The sequence below is a fragment of the Mesorhizobium sp. C395A genome (assembly GCF_030323205.1).
Lineage (GTDB): Bacteria > Pseudomonadota > Alphaproteobacteria > Rhizobiales > Rhizobiaceae > Mesorhizobium.
The window spans coordinates 3558941-3576549 of sequence record NZ_CP100473.1 but is presented as its reverse complement, the minus strand read 5'-3'; the positions used below and the strand labels follow the sequence as shown (position 1 = coordinate 3576549).

Genomic DNA, 17609 nt, shown 5'->3' with positions numbered 1-17609 from the left:
AAACAGGGGACGAAAATGGCAGGACCGGACAAATCAGACGCTGAAAGATCGGAGGATGTAAAAACCCTCCATAGCATGGGCTATGCCCAGGAGTTGGCTCGCCGCATGAGCGGCTTCTCGAACTTCGCTATTTCCTTTTCGATCATTTGCATTCTGGCGGGCGGCATCACGTCCTTCCCGCTGGCCATGGCGACCGGCAGCGGCTTCGAGGCGACTGTCGGCTGGGTCATCGGCGGCGTCTTTGCACTTGTCGTTGCCGCGTCCCTTGGCCAGATCGGCTCGGCCTATCCGACGGCCGGCGGTCTCTACCACTGGTCGTCAATTCTCGGCGGGCGCGGCTGGGGCTGGGCCACGGCCTGGATCAACTTGCTCGGCCTGGTCTTCGTCGTCGCCTCGGTCAATGTCGGCGTCTACGCGCTGTTCAAGGACCTTGTCTGGTCCGGCGTGTTCGGTAACGACGTCTCCGCGTGGGGCTATCAGGAGCAGGTGATCGGCGTTGTGATCATCACGGTCGCGCAGGCGCTGATCAATCATTTCGGTATCAGGCTCACCACCATGCTGACGGATTTCTCGGGCTACCTCATTCTGGTCGTCGCCGTCGTGTTGACCGCGATGTTCCTGATCTGGGGCGCAAGCTGGGATTTCTCGCGGCTCACCACCTTCGTCAACAACACCGGTGATCCAGGCGCAGGCTACGTTCCGACCGCACGGACGGCACTCGTCGCCTTCCTGATCGGCCTGCTCTACCCACTCTACACCATCACCGGCTTCGACGCTTCGGCCCACACGTCCGAAGAGACCCACAATGCCCGCGTGGCGGTGCCGCGCGGCATGATCCATTCGGTTCTGTGGTCGCTGGTGTTCGGCTTCGTCATGGCCGTTTCGTTCGTACTGGCCAGCCCCGATCTGGCAGCGACGGCCAAGGATGGCGCCAATGCCTGGTTCAATCTCTTCAACAATCTGCCGGCACCATTCCTGCTGAAGAGCATGATTGCCATCGCAATCGTGCTGGCGAATTTCATCTGCGCGCTCGCCGGACTGACGTCGACCTCGCGCATGATCTTTGCCTTCGCGCGTGACGGCGGCCTGCCCGGTTCGTCGGTGTGGAAGACTGTCAGCCCGACATGGCGTACGCCGGTGGCGGCGATCTGGCTCGGAGCGGTGCTCGCGGTCGCAGCGACATTGTACTCGCCGGCTTTTGCCGCACTGGCGGCCGGCTGTGCATTGTTCCTCTACGTGTCCTACGCCATGCCCGTGGCCGCCGGCCTGCTTGCCGAGGGCAAGAGCTGGACCGAATTCGGCCCGTTCCGCCTCGGCATCTGGTCCAAGCCGTTCGCCGTCATCACGGTGCTTGGCGTTCTGGTGCTGATGTATGCCGGGATCCAGCCGCCCTTCGACATCCTGATCAACTATGCCATCGGCCTGATCGTTCTGCTCGTGGTTCTGTGGTTCGGTATCGAATCGCGCCGCTTCAAGGGCCCGCCGATCGGCGCCGACATTGCTCGCCGCGCTTCGGAGATCGCGGCCGCGGAAGCAGCCGTCGGCCAGACGGCAGGCTAACAGCAAAGACTAGATGCTCCGGCCGGCGCAAGCCGACCGGGGCAGGGCCGGCCAGCTAAGAACGCAAAAGGGGACTACAATGGCAGCACCGGGTTATTCAGACACAGACAAGGCGGAAGACGTAAAGCATCTCCACTCCATGGGCTACGCCCAGGAACTTGAGCGGCGGCTAAGCCGCTTCTCCAACTTCGCGGTTTCCTTCTCCATCATCTGCATCCTGTCGGGCGGCATCAATTCGCTGGCGCAGGCAACGTCGGGCGCCGGCGGCATCGGCATCGGCATCGGCTGGCTGGTCGGCTGCTTCGTCTCGCTTACCTTCGCGGTCGCTATGTCGCAGATCAGCTCGGCCTATCCGACGGCCGGCGGCCTCTATCACTGGGGTTCGATCCTCGGCAATCGCGGCACCGGCTGGGTGACGGCCTGGCTCAACCTGCTCGGCCTGATTACCGTGCTCGGCGCCATCAATGTCGGCACCTGGACGTTCTTCATCGGCGCCTTCGGGCCGACGCTCGGCATCGAGGGTACGCTGACCAATCAGATGATCTTCCTGGTCATCATCACCGGCGCCCAGGCCCTGATCAACCATCTCGGCATCAAGCTGACTGCGAAGTTGACCGACTTTTCGGGCTACCTGATCTTCTTCGGCTCGATCCTGATTGCTGTCGTCTGCCTGTTCTCCGCCGAGACCTGGGATTTCAGCCGGCTCTTCACCTTCCACAACTACTCGGGTGAGGCCGGCGCCAGCGTCTGGCCGTCCGTCTCGAACGCCTGGGTGTTCGCTCTCGGCCTTCTGCTGCCGATCTACACCATCACCGGCTACGATGCTTCGGCACACACTTCCGAGGAAACCATCAAGGCGGCCTCATCGGTGCCGCGTGCGATGGTGATGTCGGTTATCTGGTCGGCGGTCTTCGGCTATTTGTTCCTGGCCGCCTTCGTACTGATGATCCCCAACATGGACGACGCCGCCAAGCAGGGTTGGAACGTGTTCTTCTGGGCCTTCGACCAGCGCGTCAGTCCCGGCCTCAAGGAGTTCGTCTACCTCGTCGTGTTCATCGCCCAGCTGTTGTGCGGCCTCGCAACCGTCACCTCGGCTTCGCGCATGATCTTTGCCTTCTCGCGTGACGGCGGCCTGCCGGGCTCGTCTGCACTGGCCAAGGTCAGCCCGACCTATCGCACGCCGGTGGCGGCGATCTGGACGGCGTCGGTCCTGTCGGTGCTGTTCGTCTGGGGTTCGACGCTGGTTTCGGTCGCCGGTACCTCGGCCTACACCATCGTCGTGTCCTGCACCGTCATCTTCCTGTTCCTGTCCTTCACCGTGCCGATCGTGCTCGGCATGGTGGCCTGGGGAACGCCGAAGTGGGACAAGATGGGACCGTGGAACCTGGGCCGTGGCATCTTCATGCTGTTCGGCGTTCTCTCGATCGTGTCGATGATCCTGATCTTCATCATCGGCATCCAGCCGCCGAACGACTGGGCGCTGTACATCACCGTCGGCTTCTTCATCCTGACGGCGATTGTCTGGTTCGCCTTCGAGCGCAATCGCTTCCAGGGCCCGCCGCTGGGGGACATCATCGCGGCACGTCAGGCAGCGATTAAGGCCGCCGAACAGGCGGTCGGCGAAACCGGCCACTGACGTCACCATCATGGCCATGGCCGGCGTGCAGCCGGCTATGGTTTCGTCCTCAACGACCAAGCACTGGAGTGCCAAAGGATGGCCGGAAATTTCTCGTTCGATCAGTTGAAGAAAGCGGTCTCCAATGGCGAGATCGACACGGTGCTGGCCTGCATCGTCGACATGCAGGGGCGGCTCGCGGGAAAGCGTTTCCTGGCGCAGTACTTTGTGGATTCTGCTCATGACGAGACGCATGGCTGCAACTATCTGCTCGCCGCCGACATCGATATGGAGCCGGTGCCGGGCTACAAGGCGGCAAGCTGGTCGAAGGGCTATGGCGACTTCGTCATGAAGCCGGACCTTGCGACGCTGCGGCGGATTCCGTGGCTGGAAAAGACCGCGCTGGTGATCTGCGACGTGCTCGACCACCACACCCATGACGACCTTCCGCATTCGCCGCGCGCGATGCTGAAAAAGCAGGTCAAGCGGCTCACCGAACGCGGCTATATCGGCTACTTCGCCTCCGAGCTCGAATTCTACCTGTTCAACGAGACCTACGATTCCGCCCGCAAGAAGCACTGGCAGGGGCTCGACACCGCGTCGCCCTATATCGGCGACTACCAGATCGGCATCACCACCAAGGAAGAAGGCGTCATGCGCCGGCTTCGCAACGAGATGGAAGCGGCGGGCATTCCGATCGAAAACTCCAAGGGCGAATGGGGCCCGGGCCAGGAAGAGATCAATGTGCGCTATGCCGAGGCGCTCGACATGGCGGACCGCCACGTCATCCTGAAGAACGGCGCCAAGGAGATTGCCGAGTCCGAAGGCAAGTCGATTTCCTTCATGTCGAAATACAATTACGGGCTCGCCGGTAATTCCAGCCACATCCACAATTCGCTGTGGAGCGCCGATGGCAACACGCCATTGTTCTTCGACAAGAAGGCGGACTGGACTTTGTCCACGCTTGGCCAGCAATGGGCGGCTGGGCAACTGAAATATGCCAGGGAGTTTACCTGGTTCCTGGCGCCCTACATCAACTCCTACAAGCGCTTCCAGGCCGGCACCTTCGCACCGACCAAGATCATGTGGAGCGAGGACAACCGCACCGCCGGCTTCCGCCTGTGCGGTGAGGGCACCAAGGGCATCCGCATGGAATGCCGCATCGGCGGCGCCGACCTGAACCCCTATCTCGCTTTCGCGGCGCTGATCGCCGCCGGCCTTGCCGGCATCGACGAGAAGCTCGAACTGCAGAAGCCGTTCGTCGGCGATGCCTACCAGGCCTCGCGCCTGCCGGAGATCCCGAAGACGCTGCGCGACGCCACCGAGACGCTGGCCAAGTCGAAGATGCTGAAGCAGGCGCTCGGCGACGATGTGCTCGAACATTATGTCCACACCGCAAAGTGGGAGCAATTCGAATACGACCGCCGCATTACGGATTGGGAACTGCACAGGGGGTTCGAGCGGTATTAAACTTTATACAGCTTTAATGTTGACACTGTAGTGAAGTTAGTACCATATGGTACCTGTAAACTGCAGTGCGCTACATTGAGGAGTTTGCAATGTCCAAATATGCGCCGCTCAAGGACTTTCTCATTGCCCAAAATGTCGATCGCGTTCCGATGTCATTCGCCGAAATCGAGAGAGTGCTCAATCTGCCGCTGCCCGCATCGAAGCGATACCCTGCATGGTGGAGCAACAATCCGAGCAACAATCCCATGACAAGGGAGTGGCTTGAGGCTGGGTTCGAGACCGAATCCGTCAATATAGGGAGTGGGAAACTGGTATTTCGCCGCGTTCGCAAAGTGCCCATTTCGACGCCGCCCAGTGGTAGCGTGCCTGCCGCGCCAAAGGAGGCGCGCGCGGATCGCCACCCCGGTTTTGGTTTCATGAAGGGCCTGATAACAATCGAAGCCGGATTTGATATCACCAAACCTTTCGATGACGAGCCATGGGACCGGGGCTATCTGGGCGGTGAGGCTGACGCGCGTGACGGCAAACTTGCGGTGCTTAAATGAGCGAAGGGCCAAACCTGCTTCTGGATACATGTGCGATGATCTTTGTCGCCAACGATAGTCTGATCGATCCGCACGCAAGCCGGGAGATTTCGGAAGCGGCCTATGACGGCCGTCTGTATCTTTCGCCGATGTCGGCATGGGAGATCGGAATTGGCGTAGCCAAGGGCCGGCTCAATCTGCCATTGGCGCCACTCGACTTCGTGCAGCGATTCATCGAGCGAATGTCGGCAAAGCTCAGCGCTATCTCACCAGCCATTCTGATTGCGTCATCCAACCTGCCCGGTCCGCCTCATGGTGATCCCATGGATCGGATACTGATGGCAAGTGCGAGAGCGTTGGACATGGTTCTGGTGACGCGTGACGAGCCCATCCTTCGCTATGGCCGCAATGGCCATCTGCGCACCCTAGCCTGCTAACTTGGAGTATCCTTTGGAAACCGTAAAACTCAAATCGCCCATCGATGGTTCGATTTACGCCGAGCGGCCGATCGCGACCGACCAGGCGATCAATGCCGCGGTCGAGCGCGCCAAGGCGGCGCAGGAGAAGTGGGCGCTGACACCGATCGTCGAGCGCGGCAAATTTATGCTGGCGATGCTCGAAGCGCTGGTCGCGATGACCGACGAGATCGTGCCGGAGATCGCCTGGCAGATGGGGCGACCGGTGCGCTATGGCGGCGAGTTCGGCGGCGTCAGGGAACGCACCAATTACATGGTCGAGATCGCTGAAGCCGCGCTGAAATCCGTGCCGGCATCCAACCCGAAGGACGGCTTCCGACGCTATGTGAAGAAGGATCCGCTCGGCGTCGTCATGGTGATCGCGCCGTGGAACTATCCCTATCTGACCGCCGTCAACACCATCGTGCCGGCACTGATGGCCGGCAATACCGTTATCCTCAAACATGCGGCGCAGACGCTGCTGGTCGGCGAACGGTTCCAGCAGGCGTTCGACAAAATTGGGCTGCCCAAGGGCGTGTTCCAGAATGTCGTGCTGAACCATGCCCAGACCGAGAAGCTGCTCGGCTCGGGCAAGATCGACCATGTCAATTTCACCGGTTCGGTCGGCGGCGGCCGCGCCATCGAGAAGGCGGCGGCCGGCACCTTCATGACGCTCGGGCTCGAACTCGGCGGCAAGGATCCGGCCTATGTGCTGCCCGACGCCAAGCTCGACCATGCGGTGGCCAATCTGGTCGACGGCGCCTTCTACAATTCCGGCCAGTGCTGCTGCGGCATCGAGCGCGTCTATGTGCATGAGAAGGTCTACGACCAGTTCGTCGAAGGTTTCATCGCCGAGACGAAGAATTATGTCGTCGGCAATCCGCTGGAACAGGCGACGACAATGGGGCCGATGGCGCAGGCGCGCTTTGCCGACCTGATCCGCGAGCAGAAGGCCGAGGCGCTGCGCAAGGGTGCAATCGCACACATCAATATGAAGGTGGCTAACGACAAGGCCGGCTCGCCCTATCTGGCGCCGGAAGTGCTGACCGGCGTCGACCACCAGATGAGCGTCATGCGCGAGGAAAGTTTTGGCCCGATCGTCGGCATCATGAAGGTGCGTAACGACGAGGAGGCGATCGCGCTGATGAACGACAGCCCCTACGGGCTGACCGCTTCGATCTGGACCGGCGATATCGAGCATGCGGTGGCGATCGGCGACCGCGTCGAGACCGGCACCGTGTTCATGAACCGCTGCGACTACCTCGATCCGGCGCTGGTCTGGACCGGCGTCAAGGACACCGGCAAAGGCGTTGCCCTTTCGGCGCTCGGCTACGACAATCTGACCCGGCCGAAATCCTTCCATCTGCGCGAAGCCATCTGATTTTTGAAAGACAAGACATGTCCAAGCTGATCTCCAAATGGAACTACCCGACCACCGTCCGCTTCGGCGCCGGGCGCATCAAGGAACTGCCTGAGGTGCTCGCTGCCACCGGCATTAAGCGGCCGCTTTTCGTCACCGATCCGGGGTTGGCGAAACTGCCGGTCGTCGCTTCGACGCTGAAAATCCTCGACGACGCCAAGGTATCCTATGGCGTGTTCTCCGAGGTGAAGCCGAACCCGGTCGATTCCAACCTCACCGCCGGCATCGCCGTGTTCAAGAAGGGCAAGCATGACGGCGTCATCGCCTTCGGCGGCGGTTCAGCGCTCGATCTCGGCAAGCTGATCGCGTTCCAGGCCGGCCAGACGCGGCCGATCTGGGACTTTGAGGATGTCGGCGACTGGTGGACGCGCGCCAATTCGGATGCCATCGCGCCGATCATAGCCGTGCCGACCACTGCCGGCACAGGCTCGGAAGTCGGGCGTGCCGGCGTCATCACCAATGAGGCGACGCACACTAAGAAGGTGATCTTCCATCCGAAGCTTTTGCCGGCAATCGTCATTGCCGATCCGGAACTGTCGGTCGGCATGCCCGGCTTCATCACCGCCGGCACCGGCATGGATGCGCTGGCGCACTGCCTCGAAGCCTATTGCGCGCCGGGCTATCACCCGATGGCCGACGGCATTGCGGTGGAAGGTGTGCGCCTGGTGTTCGAGAACCTGCCCAAGGCCTACGCCAACGGCAAGGACCTTGTCGCGCGCGCCCACATGATGAGTGCGGCCGCCATGGGTGCTGCCGCCTTCCAGAAGGGTCTTGGCGCCATCCACTCGCTGTCGCATCCGATCGGCGCGCTCTACGACACCCATCACGGCATGACGAATGCGGTGTTCATGCCCTATGTCTTGGCCTTCAATCGCGACTCCATCGAGGAGCGGATTGCCCGGCTCGCTGCCTATTGCGGCATCAAGGGTGGCTTCGACGGCTTTGCCAAAGCGATCATCAAGCTGCGCAAGGAATTGAAGGTGCCGCATGCGCTGCCCGGCCTGATCAAGGGGCTCGACATGGACAAGAAGCGCAAAGGGCTGATCGCCGACATGGCGGTGGTCGATCCGACCGCCGGCGGCAACCCGGTCAGGCTGACCAAAAAGGCGGCGCTGACGCTGCTCGAGAACACTATCGCCGGCACTGTCTGAGGCGGTTTCTGCGCCGGACGTGATCTAAAAACGAAGGGAAAGGAAGGGCAAGGGGGCAAAAAGCAAGGCAATAAACCATTAGCCGGGAAATTAAGTCGAGGCTAATTGCTACAGCCGGTTAAAAAGAGTTAACTTTTCGTACCGCCGGGGGCCAGTTTCAAAAAGCTTTCATCTGGCTGTCATATGAAACCGATACCGCATCGCAGGCGTCCAGGACGCCAGTTCAACGGAGAGAACACATGTTCAAGTTCACAGGGAAAGTGCTTTCCCTTTCGGCCGTCGCCCTCATGGCGACCTCTGCTATCTCGTCGGCCCAGTCCATGGATGAACTGGTTGCCGCTGCGAAGAAGGAAGGCCAGCTCACGACCATCGCGCTGCCGCATGACTGGTGCGGCTACGGCGCCGTCATCGACGGCTTCAAGGCAAAGTATCCTGAGATCACCATCAACGAACTCAACCCCGATGCCGGCTCCGGCGACGAGGTCGAGGCGATCAAGGCCAACAAGGACAACAAGGGCCCGCAGGCGCCCGACGTCATCGACGTTGGCCTGTCCTTCGGCCCGACCGCCAAGGCTGACGGCCTGATCCAGCCCTACAAAGTGTGACCTGGGACTCGATCCCCGACAGCGCCAAGGATGCCGATGGTTACTGGACCGGCGACTACTATGGCGTGCTATCCTTCCTGGTGAACAAGGACCTCGTCAAGGAAGCGCCTGCTGACTGGGCTGACCTGCTGAAGCCGGAATTCGCCAACACCGTGGCGCTTGCCGGCGACCCGCGCGCCTCGAACCAGGCCATCCAGGCCGTCTACGCGGCCGGCATTTCCGGTGGTGCGGCTGCCGGCGAAGCTGCTGGCACTGCTGGTCTCGACTTCTTCAAGAAGCTTAACGCCGCCGGCAATTTCGTGCCGGTCATCGGCAAACCGGCGACCCTGGCACAAGGCCAGACGCCGATCCTGGTGACCTGGGATTACAATGCACTTGCCGGTCGCGACACGCTGAAGGGCAATCCGCCCGTCGACGTCGTCGTGCCCAAGACCGGTGTCGTTGCCGGCGTCTATGTGCAGGCGATCAGTGCTTTCGCACCGCATCCGAACGCTGCCAAGCTCTGGCTGGAGTATCTCTACTCCGACGAAGGCCAGATCGGCTGGCTGAAGGGCTATTGCCACCCGATCCGCTTCAACGATCTTGCCAAGAACGGCAAGCTCCCGGCGGACGTGATGGCCAAGCTGCCGCCGGCCGAGGCTTACGCTGCCGCGGTGTTCCCGACGCTGGACGAGCAGGGCAAGGCAAAGGAAGCCGTCACCAAGAACTGGGATGCCGTCGTCGGCGCCAACGTCAAGTAAGGCTTGAAACCAACCGGGCGGCCTCGCGGCCGCCCGGTGTTCCTCGGAGACGGTAGCCGGCGCATGACAGATATCTCGCTTTCCGATCACGCAGTTGCCGGGAAGACCGCGCCCCCCAGCGAGGCGCGTGCAATGCGACTGCCGACGCAATGGCTCGGCGTTGCGCCATTCTTCATCTTCGCCATCATGTTCCTGATCCTACCCACGCTCTATCTGATGCTGGGTGCATTCCAGAACGATGCCGGCGAATTCACGTTCGAAAACATAGCAGCACTGGCGCAGCCATCGATTGTCGCCGCCTACTGGATCTCGCTCAAGGTCAGCCTTTCCTCGTCGCTGATCGGCGCCTTCGCAGGTCTCGGCATCGCCATCGCCATCGTGCGCGGCGGACTGCCGGAGTGGATACGTTCGGCGACGCTGACATTCTCCGGCGTGGCTTCCAATTTCGCCGGCGTACCGCTGGCCTTCGCCTTCATCGCCACGCTCGGACGCCTCGGTCTCGCCACGGTGCTGCTCAACACCGTGTTCGGCCTCAACATTTATGCGCACGGCTTCAACATCCTATCGTTCTGGGGCCTGACGCTGACCTATGTCTATTTCCAGATTCCCCTAATGGTGGTCATCATCACGCCGGCGATCGACGGCTTGAAGAAGGAGTGGGGCGAGGCTGCGGCGACACTTGGCGCCACCCAGACGCAATACTGGCGCATGGTTGTCATCCCGGTGATCTGGCCGAGTTTCCTCGGCACGGTCATCCTGCTCTTCGCCAATGCCTTCGGCGCCATCGCCACCGCCTATGCGCTGACCGGCTCTTCACTCAACATCGTGCCGATCCTGCTCTATGCGCAGATACGCGGTGACGTGCTGCACAATGCCCATCTCGGCTATGCGATCGCCTTCGGCATGATCGTCATCACTGGGCTGGCCAATGTCTTCTATATCTGGTTCCGGACGCGCTCGGAGAGGTGGCTGAAATGAAGTCCGGAAAATTCTGGGCCTGGGTCGTCTTCGGGCTGGGCGCGGCCTATTTCTTCATTCCGCTGATCGCGACGGTGGAATTTTCCTTGCGCATGCGGCGCGGCGCTTATTCCTTCGACGCCTATCAGATCGTGCTTGGCGACCCTCGTTTTCAGGCGACCTTTGGCTACTCAGTGCTTGCCGCCATCTTCACCATCATTCTGGGCGTGTTGATCGTGGTGCCCGCCGCCTACTGGATTCGACTGCGCCTGCCGCAACTGCGGCCGATCGTAGAGTTCATCACGCTGCTGCCGCTGGTCATTCCCGCCATCGTCATCGTCTTCGGCTATATCAGGATGTACGGTTCGAATTCGCCGCTGCCGTTCCTGGCGACCGACATGGGCACAAATGCCTTGCTGGTCATCGGCTATGCAATGCTGGCGCTGCCCTACATGTATCGCGCGGTCGATACCGGACTGCGCACCATCGACGTCAGGACGCTGACCGAAGCGGCGCAGATCCTTGGCGCCGGTTGGGGCACGATCATTGGTCGTGTGATCCTGCCCAATGTGCTGATCGCCGTGCTGTCGGGCGCCTTCCTTACCTTCGCCATCGTCATTGGCGAATTCACCATGGCCAGCTTGCTCAACCGGCCCGCCTTCGGCCCCTATCTGCAAAACGTTGGCGCCAACCGCGCCTATGAGCCGGCGGCGCTTGCCATCATCGCCTTCGCCATCACCTGGGGCTGTATGTCGCTGATCCAGATCCTGTCCCGTTTCGCGCCGAGATCGGCGAACCGCCCGAACTGATCGACAAAGTACTGATCGAAAGAAAAAGCCATGGCCGAACCATTCCTCTCCATCCAGCATGTGCGAAAATCCTTCGGCGCCACCACCGTGGTCGAAGATTTCAATCTTGATGTCGAGCCGGGCGAGTTCGTTTCCTTCCTTGGGCCATCGGGTTGCGGCAAGACCACCGTGCTGCGCATGGTCGCCGGTTTCGAAGAGCCGTCGGCGGGCAAGATCGTCGTCGCAGGCAAGGACATCACGAGGCTAAAGCCCAACCAGCGCAATGTCGGCATGGTGTTCCAAGCCTATGCGCTGTTCCCCAACTTGACGGTGGCGCAAAACATCGGCTTTGGCCTGAAGGTCGCCGGCATGCCCAAGGCGGACATCGACAGACGCGTGGCCGAGATGCTCGACATCATCAAGCTGCCGCAGATGGCCGACCGCTATCCCTACCAGCTCTCCGGCGGCCAGCAGCAGCGCATCGCGCTGGCCCGTGCCATTGCGCCGAAGCCGAAGCTGCTTCTGCTCGACGAGCCGCTGTCGGCGCTCGATGCCAAGGTGCGTGTGTCGTTGCGCGAGGAAATCCGCTCGATCCAGAAGAAGCTCGGCATCACCACCATCTTCGTCACCCATGACCAGGAAGAGGCGCTGTCGATCTCCGACCGCATCGCGGTGATGTATGGCGGCAAGGCCGAGCAGGTCGGCACGCCGTTCGAGATCTACAACCGGCCGGCGACCAAGTTCGTCGCCAATTTCGTCGGCACGCTGAACGTGCTCGAAGGCACTGTCACCGATGCCGCGTCCGGCAAGGTGCGCGTCAACACGCAGGAAGTCTCGCTAATGGGCAAGCTCAACGGCTCGAAGTCCGGTGACACGCTGTCGCTGGCGCTGCGACCGGAGGCGATTTCGCTCGGACGCCAACCCGGGCGCGATTCAAGCCTGTCGGGCGAAATCTCCGAAGTGCACTTCCTCGGCTCAGTCATTCGCGTTCGCGTCGGCATCGGCGGCAACACGGTGTCGCTCGACACCTTCAACAGCCCGGCAACGCCACCGCCCGCGGTCGGCGAGAAGGCCGACATATCGTTCTCATCAAGCGATATGCTGGTGCTGCACTAGCAAGCAGCATTTTGGCGCGACCGAGGCGGTCGATTCGAGCTGGCGCGATGAACGGCCGTATCATTGCCGGACCCCGAGTGCTGGATAATCAACAGCATCTTGCCATCCAGCCACTGCCCATGATGCCGCTTCGCCGCTACGATAGGCTATGGCGCTATTCGAACTTACCCTCATCCTACTCCTGGCAGCCGTCGCGCTGACGGCGCTGTCGCGGCGGCTGGAAATTCCCTATCCGTCCCTGCTGGCTCTGGCCGGCGTCGCGATTGCCTTCGTACCCGGTGCGCCGACAATCGAGATCGATCCGGAGCTGGCGCTTGCCCTGTTCATCGCGCCGGTGCTTCTCGACGCCGCCTATGACACGTCGCTGCGCGACCTCAAGCGCTACCGGCTGTCGCTCGCGTTGCTCGCGCTGGGCGCCGTGGTCTTCACCACCGTGGTGGTTGCCTTGGTCGGCTGGAAGATGGCCGGCCTGCCGATCGCGGCGGCAATCGCGCTTGGCGCCATCGTCGCGCCACCGGATGCGGTGGCCGCATCCGCCGTGCTCAGCCAGTTCAAGGTACCGCACCGCATCACCGCCATCCTGCAGGGCGAGAGCCTGCTCAACGATGCCACGGCGCTGCTGATCTACCGGCTGGCGGTTTCGGCCGCGCTTGGCACGATCATGCTCAGCAACGCCGTTCCGGTGATCCTGCTGGCAACGATCGGCAGTGTGATCGCGGGCTATCTGTTTGGCCGCGTCTCGCTGCTGGCGCTCGGCCGCATCGAGGATGCGGCGAGCAGCACGGTGGTGCAGTTTGCCGGAACCTTCGCCGTGTGGATCATCGCCGACAGGCTCGGCCTTTCCGCCATCATCACCATCGTCGTCTATGCCATGACCATTGCGCGCAGGGCGCCGCGCCAGTCGTCGGCGAGACGCCGCGTCAGCACCTATTCGGTCTGGGAGTCGGCGGTGTTCGTGCTCAACGTGCTGGCTTTCGTGCTGATGGGCCTGCAGGCACGCACGATCGTTGGCAGGCTGGCCGGCGACGGGCAAGGCGAAGCATTCCTTTTCGCCGCAACGGTGCTGGTCGTCGTTATCGTCGCGCGCCTTGTCTGGGTGGCGAGTTACGTCGCGATCATCCGGTGGCTTGCCCGCTTCGGCAGCCAAGAGGCAAGGCGGGAATTGCCGACGTTCGGCGGCGCCGTCATTGTCGGCTGGTGCGGCATGCGTGGGTTGGTGACGCTGGTGGTGGCCATTGCGCTGCCGGCCGATTTTCCCGGCCGCGACCCGATCGTGCTTGCCGCCTTCGCGGTGGTGCTGGGCACGCTGGTGCTGCAAGGCATGACGCTGAAGCCGCTGCTGCGCTGGATCAACTTCGACCCCGATAGAACCGTCGACAATGAGGTGGCGCAGGCGCGCGTCGCCATCATGCAGGCAGCACTGGACGTGCTGAGCCGCAAGACATCTGCGGCCGCCGCCGTCGTGCGCGAACAGTATGAAGCGCAGCGCCTGATTGCGGAAAACCCGGAGGACGCTCAGGCCGCGACCGAATACGACCGGCTGCGCCTCTATGCCATCAACCGCCAGCGCGACACGCTCGAGGAGTTGCGCAGCAACGGCACGATCGGCGACGAAGCCTACCACCGGCTGGAGGAAGAGATCGACTGGGCCGAACTGGCGGCATCGCCGGCGGGCCGGTTCCAGCCGCTGACCACATCATAGACGCTGGCCCAGTTCCGCCGTCGTGCCGGTACATTGCAACCCGTCTGCCGAACCGCTACTGCCAAAGCGAAATTGAGCCGGATAAGCAATGAAGCTGGTCAGCTACAACATCCAGTACGGGTTCGGCGGCGATGGCCGTTACGATCTTTCGCGCTGCACCAAGCTGGTCGACGGCGCCGATATCATCGCGCTGCAGGAGGTCGAGCGGCATTGGCAGCGCACCAATGAGGACGACCAGCCGGAGGTCCTGTCCAAGCTGCTGCCTAGCTATTACTGGGTCTATGGCCCGGCCTTCGACATGGACGCCAGTGAGCAGCGCGACGGCCGGGTCGTCAACCGCCGCCGCCAGTTCGGCACCATGCTGCTGTCGAAGCTGCCGATCGCCTGGTCGCGGCTGCACGCGCTGCCCATGCGCCGCACGCTGCGGCCGCTCAACACGCGCAACGCCGCGCTCGAATGCATGATCCGCACGCCGGCCGGACCGGTAAGGGTCCTGTCGCTGCATCTCGCCCATATCGCGGCGGAGGAGCGTCTGGAGCAGATCGACTATCTCTTGGCCGAGCATCGCCGCGCGCCGTCCGAGGGCGGCCCGTGGAGCGGCGCGGACGATGAGCCTTCGCGCAACTGGACCAGCGGCGAGGCCGAGCCGGAGAACCCGACGGCGGCGATCTGGATGGGCGATTTCAACATGGAGCCTGGCAGCGCCGAATACAGCCGCATCGTCGGCAGCACGCCCTATCATCGCGGGGCGGCCTATCTCGACGGCTTTGTTGATGCCGCTGCCGTCGCTAGCGAGCCGGCTGCCGATTACCACACCCATGTGAAAACGATCGACGGGAAAGTGGCAAAACGCCGGCTCGACCATTGCTTCGTCGGCGGTATGTTCGCCGACCGTGTGCGCTCGGTCAGTGCCGATATAGGCGAGATCGCTTCAGACCATTTTCCGGTCCGGATCGATATCGATCTCGAAACGCCTTTGAGCTCGGGAGATCGGTGAGCCCTCGATGACGCTTTTCGTCTTCTTCGCGGTGCTTGCCGCCGCCGCCATGCACGCGATCTGGAACGCGCTGGTCAAGGTCCATCTCGATCGCTTCCTGTCGATCACGCTGATGACGCTGGGCATGGGTTTTGCCGCACTGTTCGTGCTGCCCTTCGTCGAGTTTCCAAAGGCCGCGGTATGGCCCTTTATCATCGCCTCGGTGCTCTTTCACATGGGCTACCGGACCTTCCTGATCGGCGCCTACAAGGCCGGCGATTTCGCCCAGACCTATCCGCTGGCGCGCGGCACGGCGCCGCTTTTGACCGCCCTCGGCGGCGTTGTCGTGGTGCAGGAGATGCCGGCGCCGTTCGCCATCCTCGGCATCCTGCTGCTGTCGGCCGGCACGCTGGTGATGTCGTTTCGCGGCGGCGCGCATCTGGAGCGGATCAATGTGCGGGCGGTCGGCTTTGCGCTCGGCACTTCGATCTTCATATCCAGCTATACGCTCTCCGACGGCAGCGGCGCGCGGCTGGCCGCAACGGCAACGAGCTATGCCGCATGGCTGTTCATCTGCGATGCCACGTGGGCGCTGGTGCTGTGCCTCATCTTTCGCGGGCCCAAGGCGCTGCCCGTGCTGGCGCGTGACTGGAAGGCAGGCCTGTTCACCGGCGTGCTCAGCGGCGCGGCCTACTGGATCGTCATGTGGGCGATGACCAAGGCGCCGATCGCCTCGGTGGCGTCGTTGCGCGAGACGTCGATCCTGTTTGCCATGATGATCTCGGTTTTCGCGCTCGGCGAGAAGATGACAGGCTGGCGCGGCGCCGCCGCGCTCAGCATCGTCGCCGGTGTCGTGGCCCTCAGGCTGGGCTGAGAGCCTGATACTTCAGCCGAGCACCGTCATCACCTGTCCGCGCCGTTCCGGACTGAAGCGGATGACGAGGATGATGCAGACGGCGACCACGCCGGCAAACAGCGCCAGCGCGTAGCCATAGCTGCCTCCAGACGCCTCGGCGATGCCGGCCTGGTAGGGACCGCCATAGGACGCCGCGAGATTGCCGGCCTGGTAGATGAAGCCGGGCAAGGTTGCCCGCACGGCGCCGGGCGACAGCTCGTTAAGATGCACCGGAATGACGCCCCAGGCGCCCTGCACCGCGACCTGCATGACGAAGGCGCCGATGGCCAGCATGAACGGTGTCGAGCTGAAGGCCCAGAGCGGAATCGAGGGCAAGGCAATCAGGCAGGCGAGCGTTATCGCGCTGACGCGGCCGATCTTCTCCGACAGTGCGCCGAACGCCAACCCGCCGACGATGGCGCCGATATTGGCGACGATGGTGATCCAGCTCACCGTGTGCGGGTCGAAGCCATGCTGCTTCTTGAGGAAGGTCGGGTAGAGGTCCTGCGTGCCGTGGCTGAAGAAATTGAAGAACATCATCAGCACGACCGCATAGACGGCGACGCCCCAGTGCTTCTGCAGCGTTTCAAGAAGGCCAGGTCTGACGGATTTCTGCGCCTCGACGAAGGCCGGCGATTCCGGCACATGCGAGCGGATGAAGAGCACGATCAGTGCCGGCAGGAAGGAGAGCAGGAACATGGCGCGCCAGCCGATCGTGTAACCACCGATCGTCTGCTGGTAGAGCACGCCGTAAACCACGGCCGCCAGAAGGTAGCCGGTGGGATAGCCGCATTGCAGGATGCCCGAGACCATGCCGCGGGCACTGGGCGGAATGGACTCCATGGCGAGCGAACTGCCCAGCCCCCATTCGCCGCCCATGGCGATGCCGAACAGAGCGCGCAGCGCGAGGAAAATGCCGAGATTGGGCGAGAAGGCAGCCAGCGCGCCGATCACCGAATAGCTGACGATGTTGAGCATCAGAATGGGCTTGCGCCCATATTTGTCGGCCAGCCTGCCGAAGAAGAAGGCGCCGATGAAGCGTGTCGCCAGCGTCAGGAACAACGCCTTGGAGACTGCCGGGACGTCGGTGTTGAATTCGGCTGCGATATCGGTGAGCAGGAACGTCAGAAGGAAGAAATCGAAAGCGTCGAGCGTCCAGCCGAGGAAGGAGGCAAGGACGGTTTTCTTCTGCTGCGCGGTGAGAGCCACGACGTTCCTCCTAAACGCCCCCGGGGAACGATATGTTCCTTGGGGCGCAAAAGAGAACAGGCGTCAGCCGGCTTTCGAAAGAAGCGCGGTCACTTTTTCGTAATGTCGAGATCGAACACCATCAGCCCGTCGGTGCCGCCTTCGAGCGCTGCGACCAATCGGGCGCCGGCGCGCTGATGCGCTTCATGCACGAGATAGGCGTCGCGGGCGGCGGCATCGCGGAAGTCGATGGTGAAGGCATGGCTGAAGCCGCGCGCGAACGGCTCCGGGCTGACATTGGTGCTGAAATGGACCGTGTCCATGCCGTCGACAACGGAGCGCAGTGCTTCGAGATCGGCGTGGATTGCCGTGCGCTCGGTGGCGGGCACATCGCTGCGGAAGCGTACGAAGACGCAGTGTCTGATCATTGGTTCGTTCTCCTAAGTG

Annotated in this window: 15 protein-coding genes and 1 pseudogene; 14 read left to right on the top strand and 2 right to left on the bottom strand. The window is 62.3% G+C overall.

Annotation, left to right across the window (positions count from 1 at the left end; all coding sequences use genetic code 11):
• Positions 1–15 precede the first annotated feature (15 nt).
• The 14 genes and pseudogenes from NLY37_RS17470 (at position 16) to NLY37_RS17405 (ending at position 15953) form a co-directional block, all read left to right on the top strand.
• Positions 16–1560 (top strand): amino acid permease, encoded by a 1545-nt coding sequence (locus tag NLY37_RS17470; protein ID WP_023740938.1) that lies wholly within the window; start codon positions 16–18, stop codon positions 1558–1560.
• Positions 1561–1639: 79 nt separating this feature from the next.
• Complete coding sequence (locus NLY37_RS17465) at positions 1640–3196, top strand: amino acid permease (RefSeq protein ID WP_023691841.1); 1557 nt, start codon at positions 1640–1642, stop codon at positions 3194–3196.
• A 78-nt stretch (positions 3197–3274) separates the two neighbouring features.
• On the top strand, positions 3275–4645 hold the full coding sequence (locus NLY37_RS17460; RefSeq protein ID WP_023740939.1) for a glutamine synthetase family protein: 1371 nt from the start codon (positions 3275–3277) through the stop codon (positions 4643–4645).
• An 89-nt stretch (positions 4646–4734) separates the two neighbouring features.
• Positions 4735–5190 (top strand): DUF7662 domain-containing protein, encoded by a 456-nt coding sequence (locus NLY37_RS17455; RefSeq protein WP_023740940.1) that lies wholly within the window; start codon positions 4735–4737, stop codon positions 5188–5190.
• Positions 5187–5606, top strand: coding sequence for a type II toxin-antitoxin system VapC family toxin (locus tag NLY37_RS17450; protein ID WP_031245945.1), 420 nt, complete (start codon positions 5187–5189; stop codon positions 5604–5606). Before NLY37_RS17455 ends, NLY37_RS17450 begins: the two co-directional genes overlap by 4 nt.
• Positions 5607–5619: 13 nt before the next feature.
• The gene (locus NLY37_RS17445) at positions 5620–7005 is read left to right on the top strand and encodes an aldehyde dehydrogenase family protein (RefSeq protein WP_023740942.1); all 1386 of its coding nucleotides are present in this window, start codon (positions 5620–5622) and stop codon (positions 7003–7005) included.
• Between the two features lie 17 nt (positions 7006–7022).
• Entirely contained in the window at positions 7023–8195 is a 1173-nt protein-coding gene (locus NLY37_RS17440) for an iron-containing alcohol dehydrogenase (protein ID WP_023725206.1), read from the top strand.
• Positions 8196–8434: 239 nt separating this feature from the next.
• Positions 8435–9540, top strand: a pseudogene (locus tag NLY37_RS17435) (ABC transporter substrate-binding protein).
• Between the two features lie 63 nt (positions 9541–9603).
• Positions 9604–10518 carry an ABC transporter permease gene (locus tag NLY37_RS17430; RefSeq protein WP_023671170.1) on the top strand — a complete coding sequence of 305 codons (915 nt, stop codon included), beginning with the start codon at positions 9604–9606 and terminating at the stop codon, positions 10516–10518.
• Positions 10515–11306, top strand: a complete 792-nt coding sequence (locus NLY37_RS17425; RefSeq protein WP_023671171.1) for an ABC transporter permease — start codon at positions 10515–10517, stop codon at positions 11304–11306. The genes NLY37_RS17430 and NLY37_RS17425 overlap by 4 nt, the downstream gene beginning before the upstream one ends.
• A 30-nt stretch (positions 11307–11336) precedes the next feature.
• Entirely contained in the window at positions 11337–12401 is a 1065-nt protein-coding gene (locus NLY37_RS17420; protein ID WP_023701013.1) for an ABC transporter ATP-binding protein, read from the top strand.
• Between the two features lie 148 nt (positions 12402–12549).
• Complete coding sequence (locus tag NLY37_RS17415) at positions 12550–14103, top strand: cation:proton antiporter (protein ID WP_023704038.1); 1554 nt, start codon at positions 12550–12552, stop codon at positions 14101–14103.
• A gap of 88 nt (positions 14104–14191) precedes the next feature.
• The gene (locus tag NLY37_RS17410; RefSeq protein ID WP_023740943.1) at positions 14192–15100 is read left to right on the top strand and encodes an endonuclease/exonuclease/phosphatase family protein; all 909 of its coding nucleotides are present in this window, start codon (positions 14192–14194) and stop codon (positions 15098–15100) included.
• Between the two features lie 7 nt (positions 15101–15107).
• On the top strand, positions 15108–15953 hold the full coding sequence (locus NLY37_RS17405; RefSeq protein ID WP_023683217.1) for an EamA family transporter: 846 nt from the start codon (positions 15108–15110) through the stop codon (positions 15951–15953).
• 12 nt (positions 15954–15965) lie between these two features.
• Here the strand turns inward: NLY37_RS17405 and NLY37_RS17400 are convergent, their stop codons facing one another.
• Both NLY37_RS17400 and NLY37_RS17395 read right to left on the bottom strand, forming a co-directional pair.
• The gene (locus tag NLY37_RS17400) at positions 15966–17183 is read right to left on the bottom strand and encodes an MFS transporter (RefSeq protein WP_023740944.1); all 1218 of its coding nucleotides are present in this window, start codon (positions 17181–17183) and stop codon (positions 15966–15968) included.
• 89 nt (positions 17184–17272) lie between these two features.
• Positions 17273–17590, bottom strand: coding sequence for a Dabb family protein (locus tag NLY37_RS17395; protein WP_023683219.1), 318 nt, complete (start codon positions 17588–17590; stop codon positions 17273–17275).
• Between the last annotated feature and the right edge of the window lie 19 nt (positions 17591–17609).

Excerpts from the sequence above, each read along its gene's own strand:
- NLY37_RS17450 (WP_031245945.1), top strand. The coding sequence starts at position 5,187 with ATGAGCGAAGGGCCAAACCTGCTTCTGGATACATGTGCGATGATCTTT.
- NLY37_RS17465 (WP_023691841.1), top strand. The coding sequence starts at position 1,640 with ATGGCAGCACCGGGTTATTCAGACACAGACAAGGCGGAAGACGTAAAG.
- NLY37_RS17460 (WP_023740939.1), top strand. The coding sequence starts at position 3,275 with ATGGCCGGAAATTTCTCGTTCGATCAGTTGAAGAAAGCGGTCTCCAAT.
- NLY37_RS17430 (WP_023671170.1), top strand. The coding sequence starts at position 9,604 with ATGACAGATATCTCGCTTTCCGATCACGCAGTTGCCGGGAAGACCGCG.
- NLY37_RS17395 (WP_023683219.1), bottom strand. The coding sequence starts at position 17,590 with ATGATCAGACACTGCGTCTTCGTACGCTTCCGCAGCGATGTGCCCGCC.
- NLY37_RS17420 (WP_023701013.1), top strand. The coding sequence starts at position 11,337 with ATGGCCGAACCATTCCTCTCCATCCAGCATGTGCGAAAATCCTTCGGC.
- NLY37_RS17425 (WP_023671171.1), top strand. The coding sequence starts at position 10,515 with ATGAAGTCCGGAAAATTCTGGGCCTGGGTCGTCTTCGGGCTGGGCGCG.
- NLY37_RS17410 (WP_023740943.1), top strand. The coding sequence starts at position 14,192 with ATGAAGCTGGTCAGCTACAACATCCAGTACGGGTTCGGCGGCGATGGC.
- NLY37_RS17470 (WP_023740938.1), top strand. The coding sequence starts at position 16 with ATGGCAGGACCGGACAAATCAGACGCTGAAAGATCGGAGGATGTAAAA.
- NLY37_RS17415 (WP_023704038.1), top strand. The coding sequence starts at position 12,550 with ATGGCGCTATTCGAACTTACCCTCATCCTACTCCTGGCAGCCGTCGCG.
- NLY37_RS17440 (WP_023725206.1), top strand. The coding sequence starts at position 7,023 with ATGTCCAAGCTGATCTCCAAATGGAACTACCCGACCACCGTCCGCTTC.
- NLY37_RS17455 (WP_023740940.1), top strand. The coding sequence starts at position 4,735 with ATGTCCAAATATGCGCCGCTCAAGGACTTTCTCATTGCCCAAAATGTC.
- NLY37_RS17405 (WP_023683217.1), top strand. The coding sequence starts at position 15,108 with ATGACGCTTTTCGTCTTCTTCGCGGTGCTTGCCGCCGCCGCCATGCAC.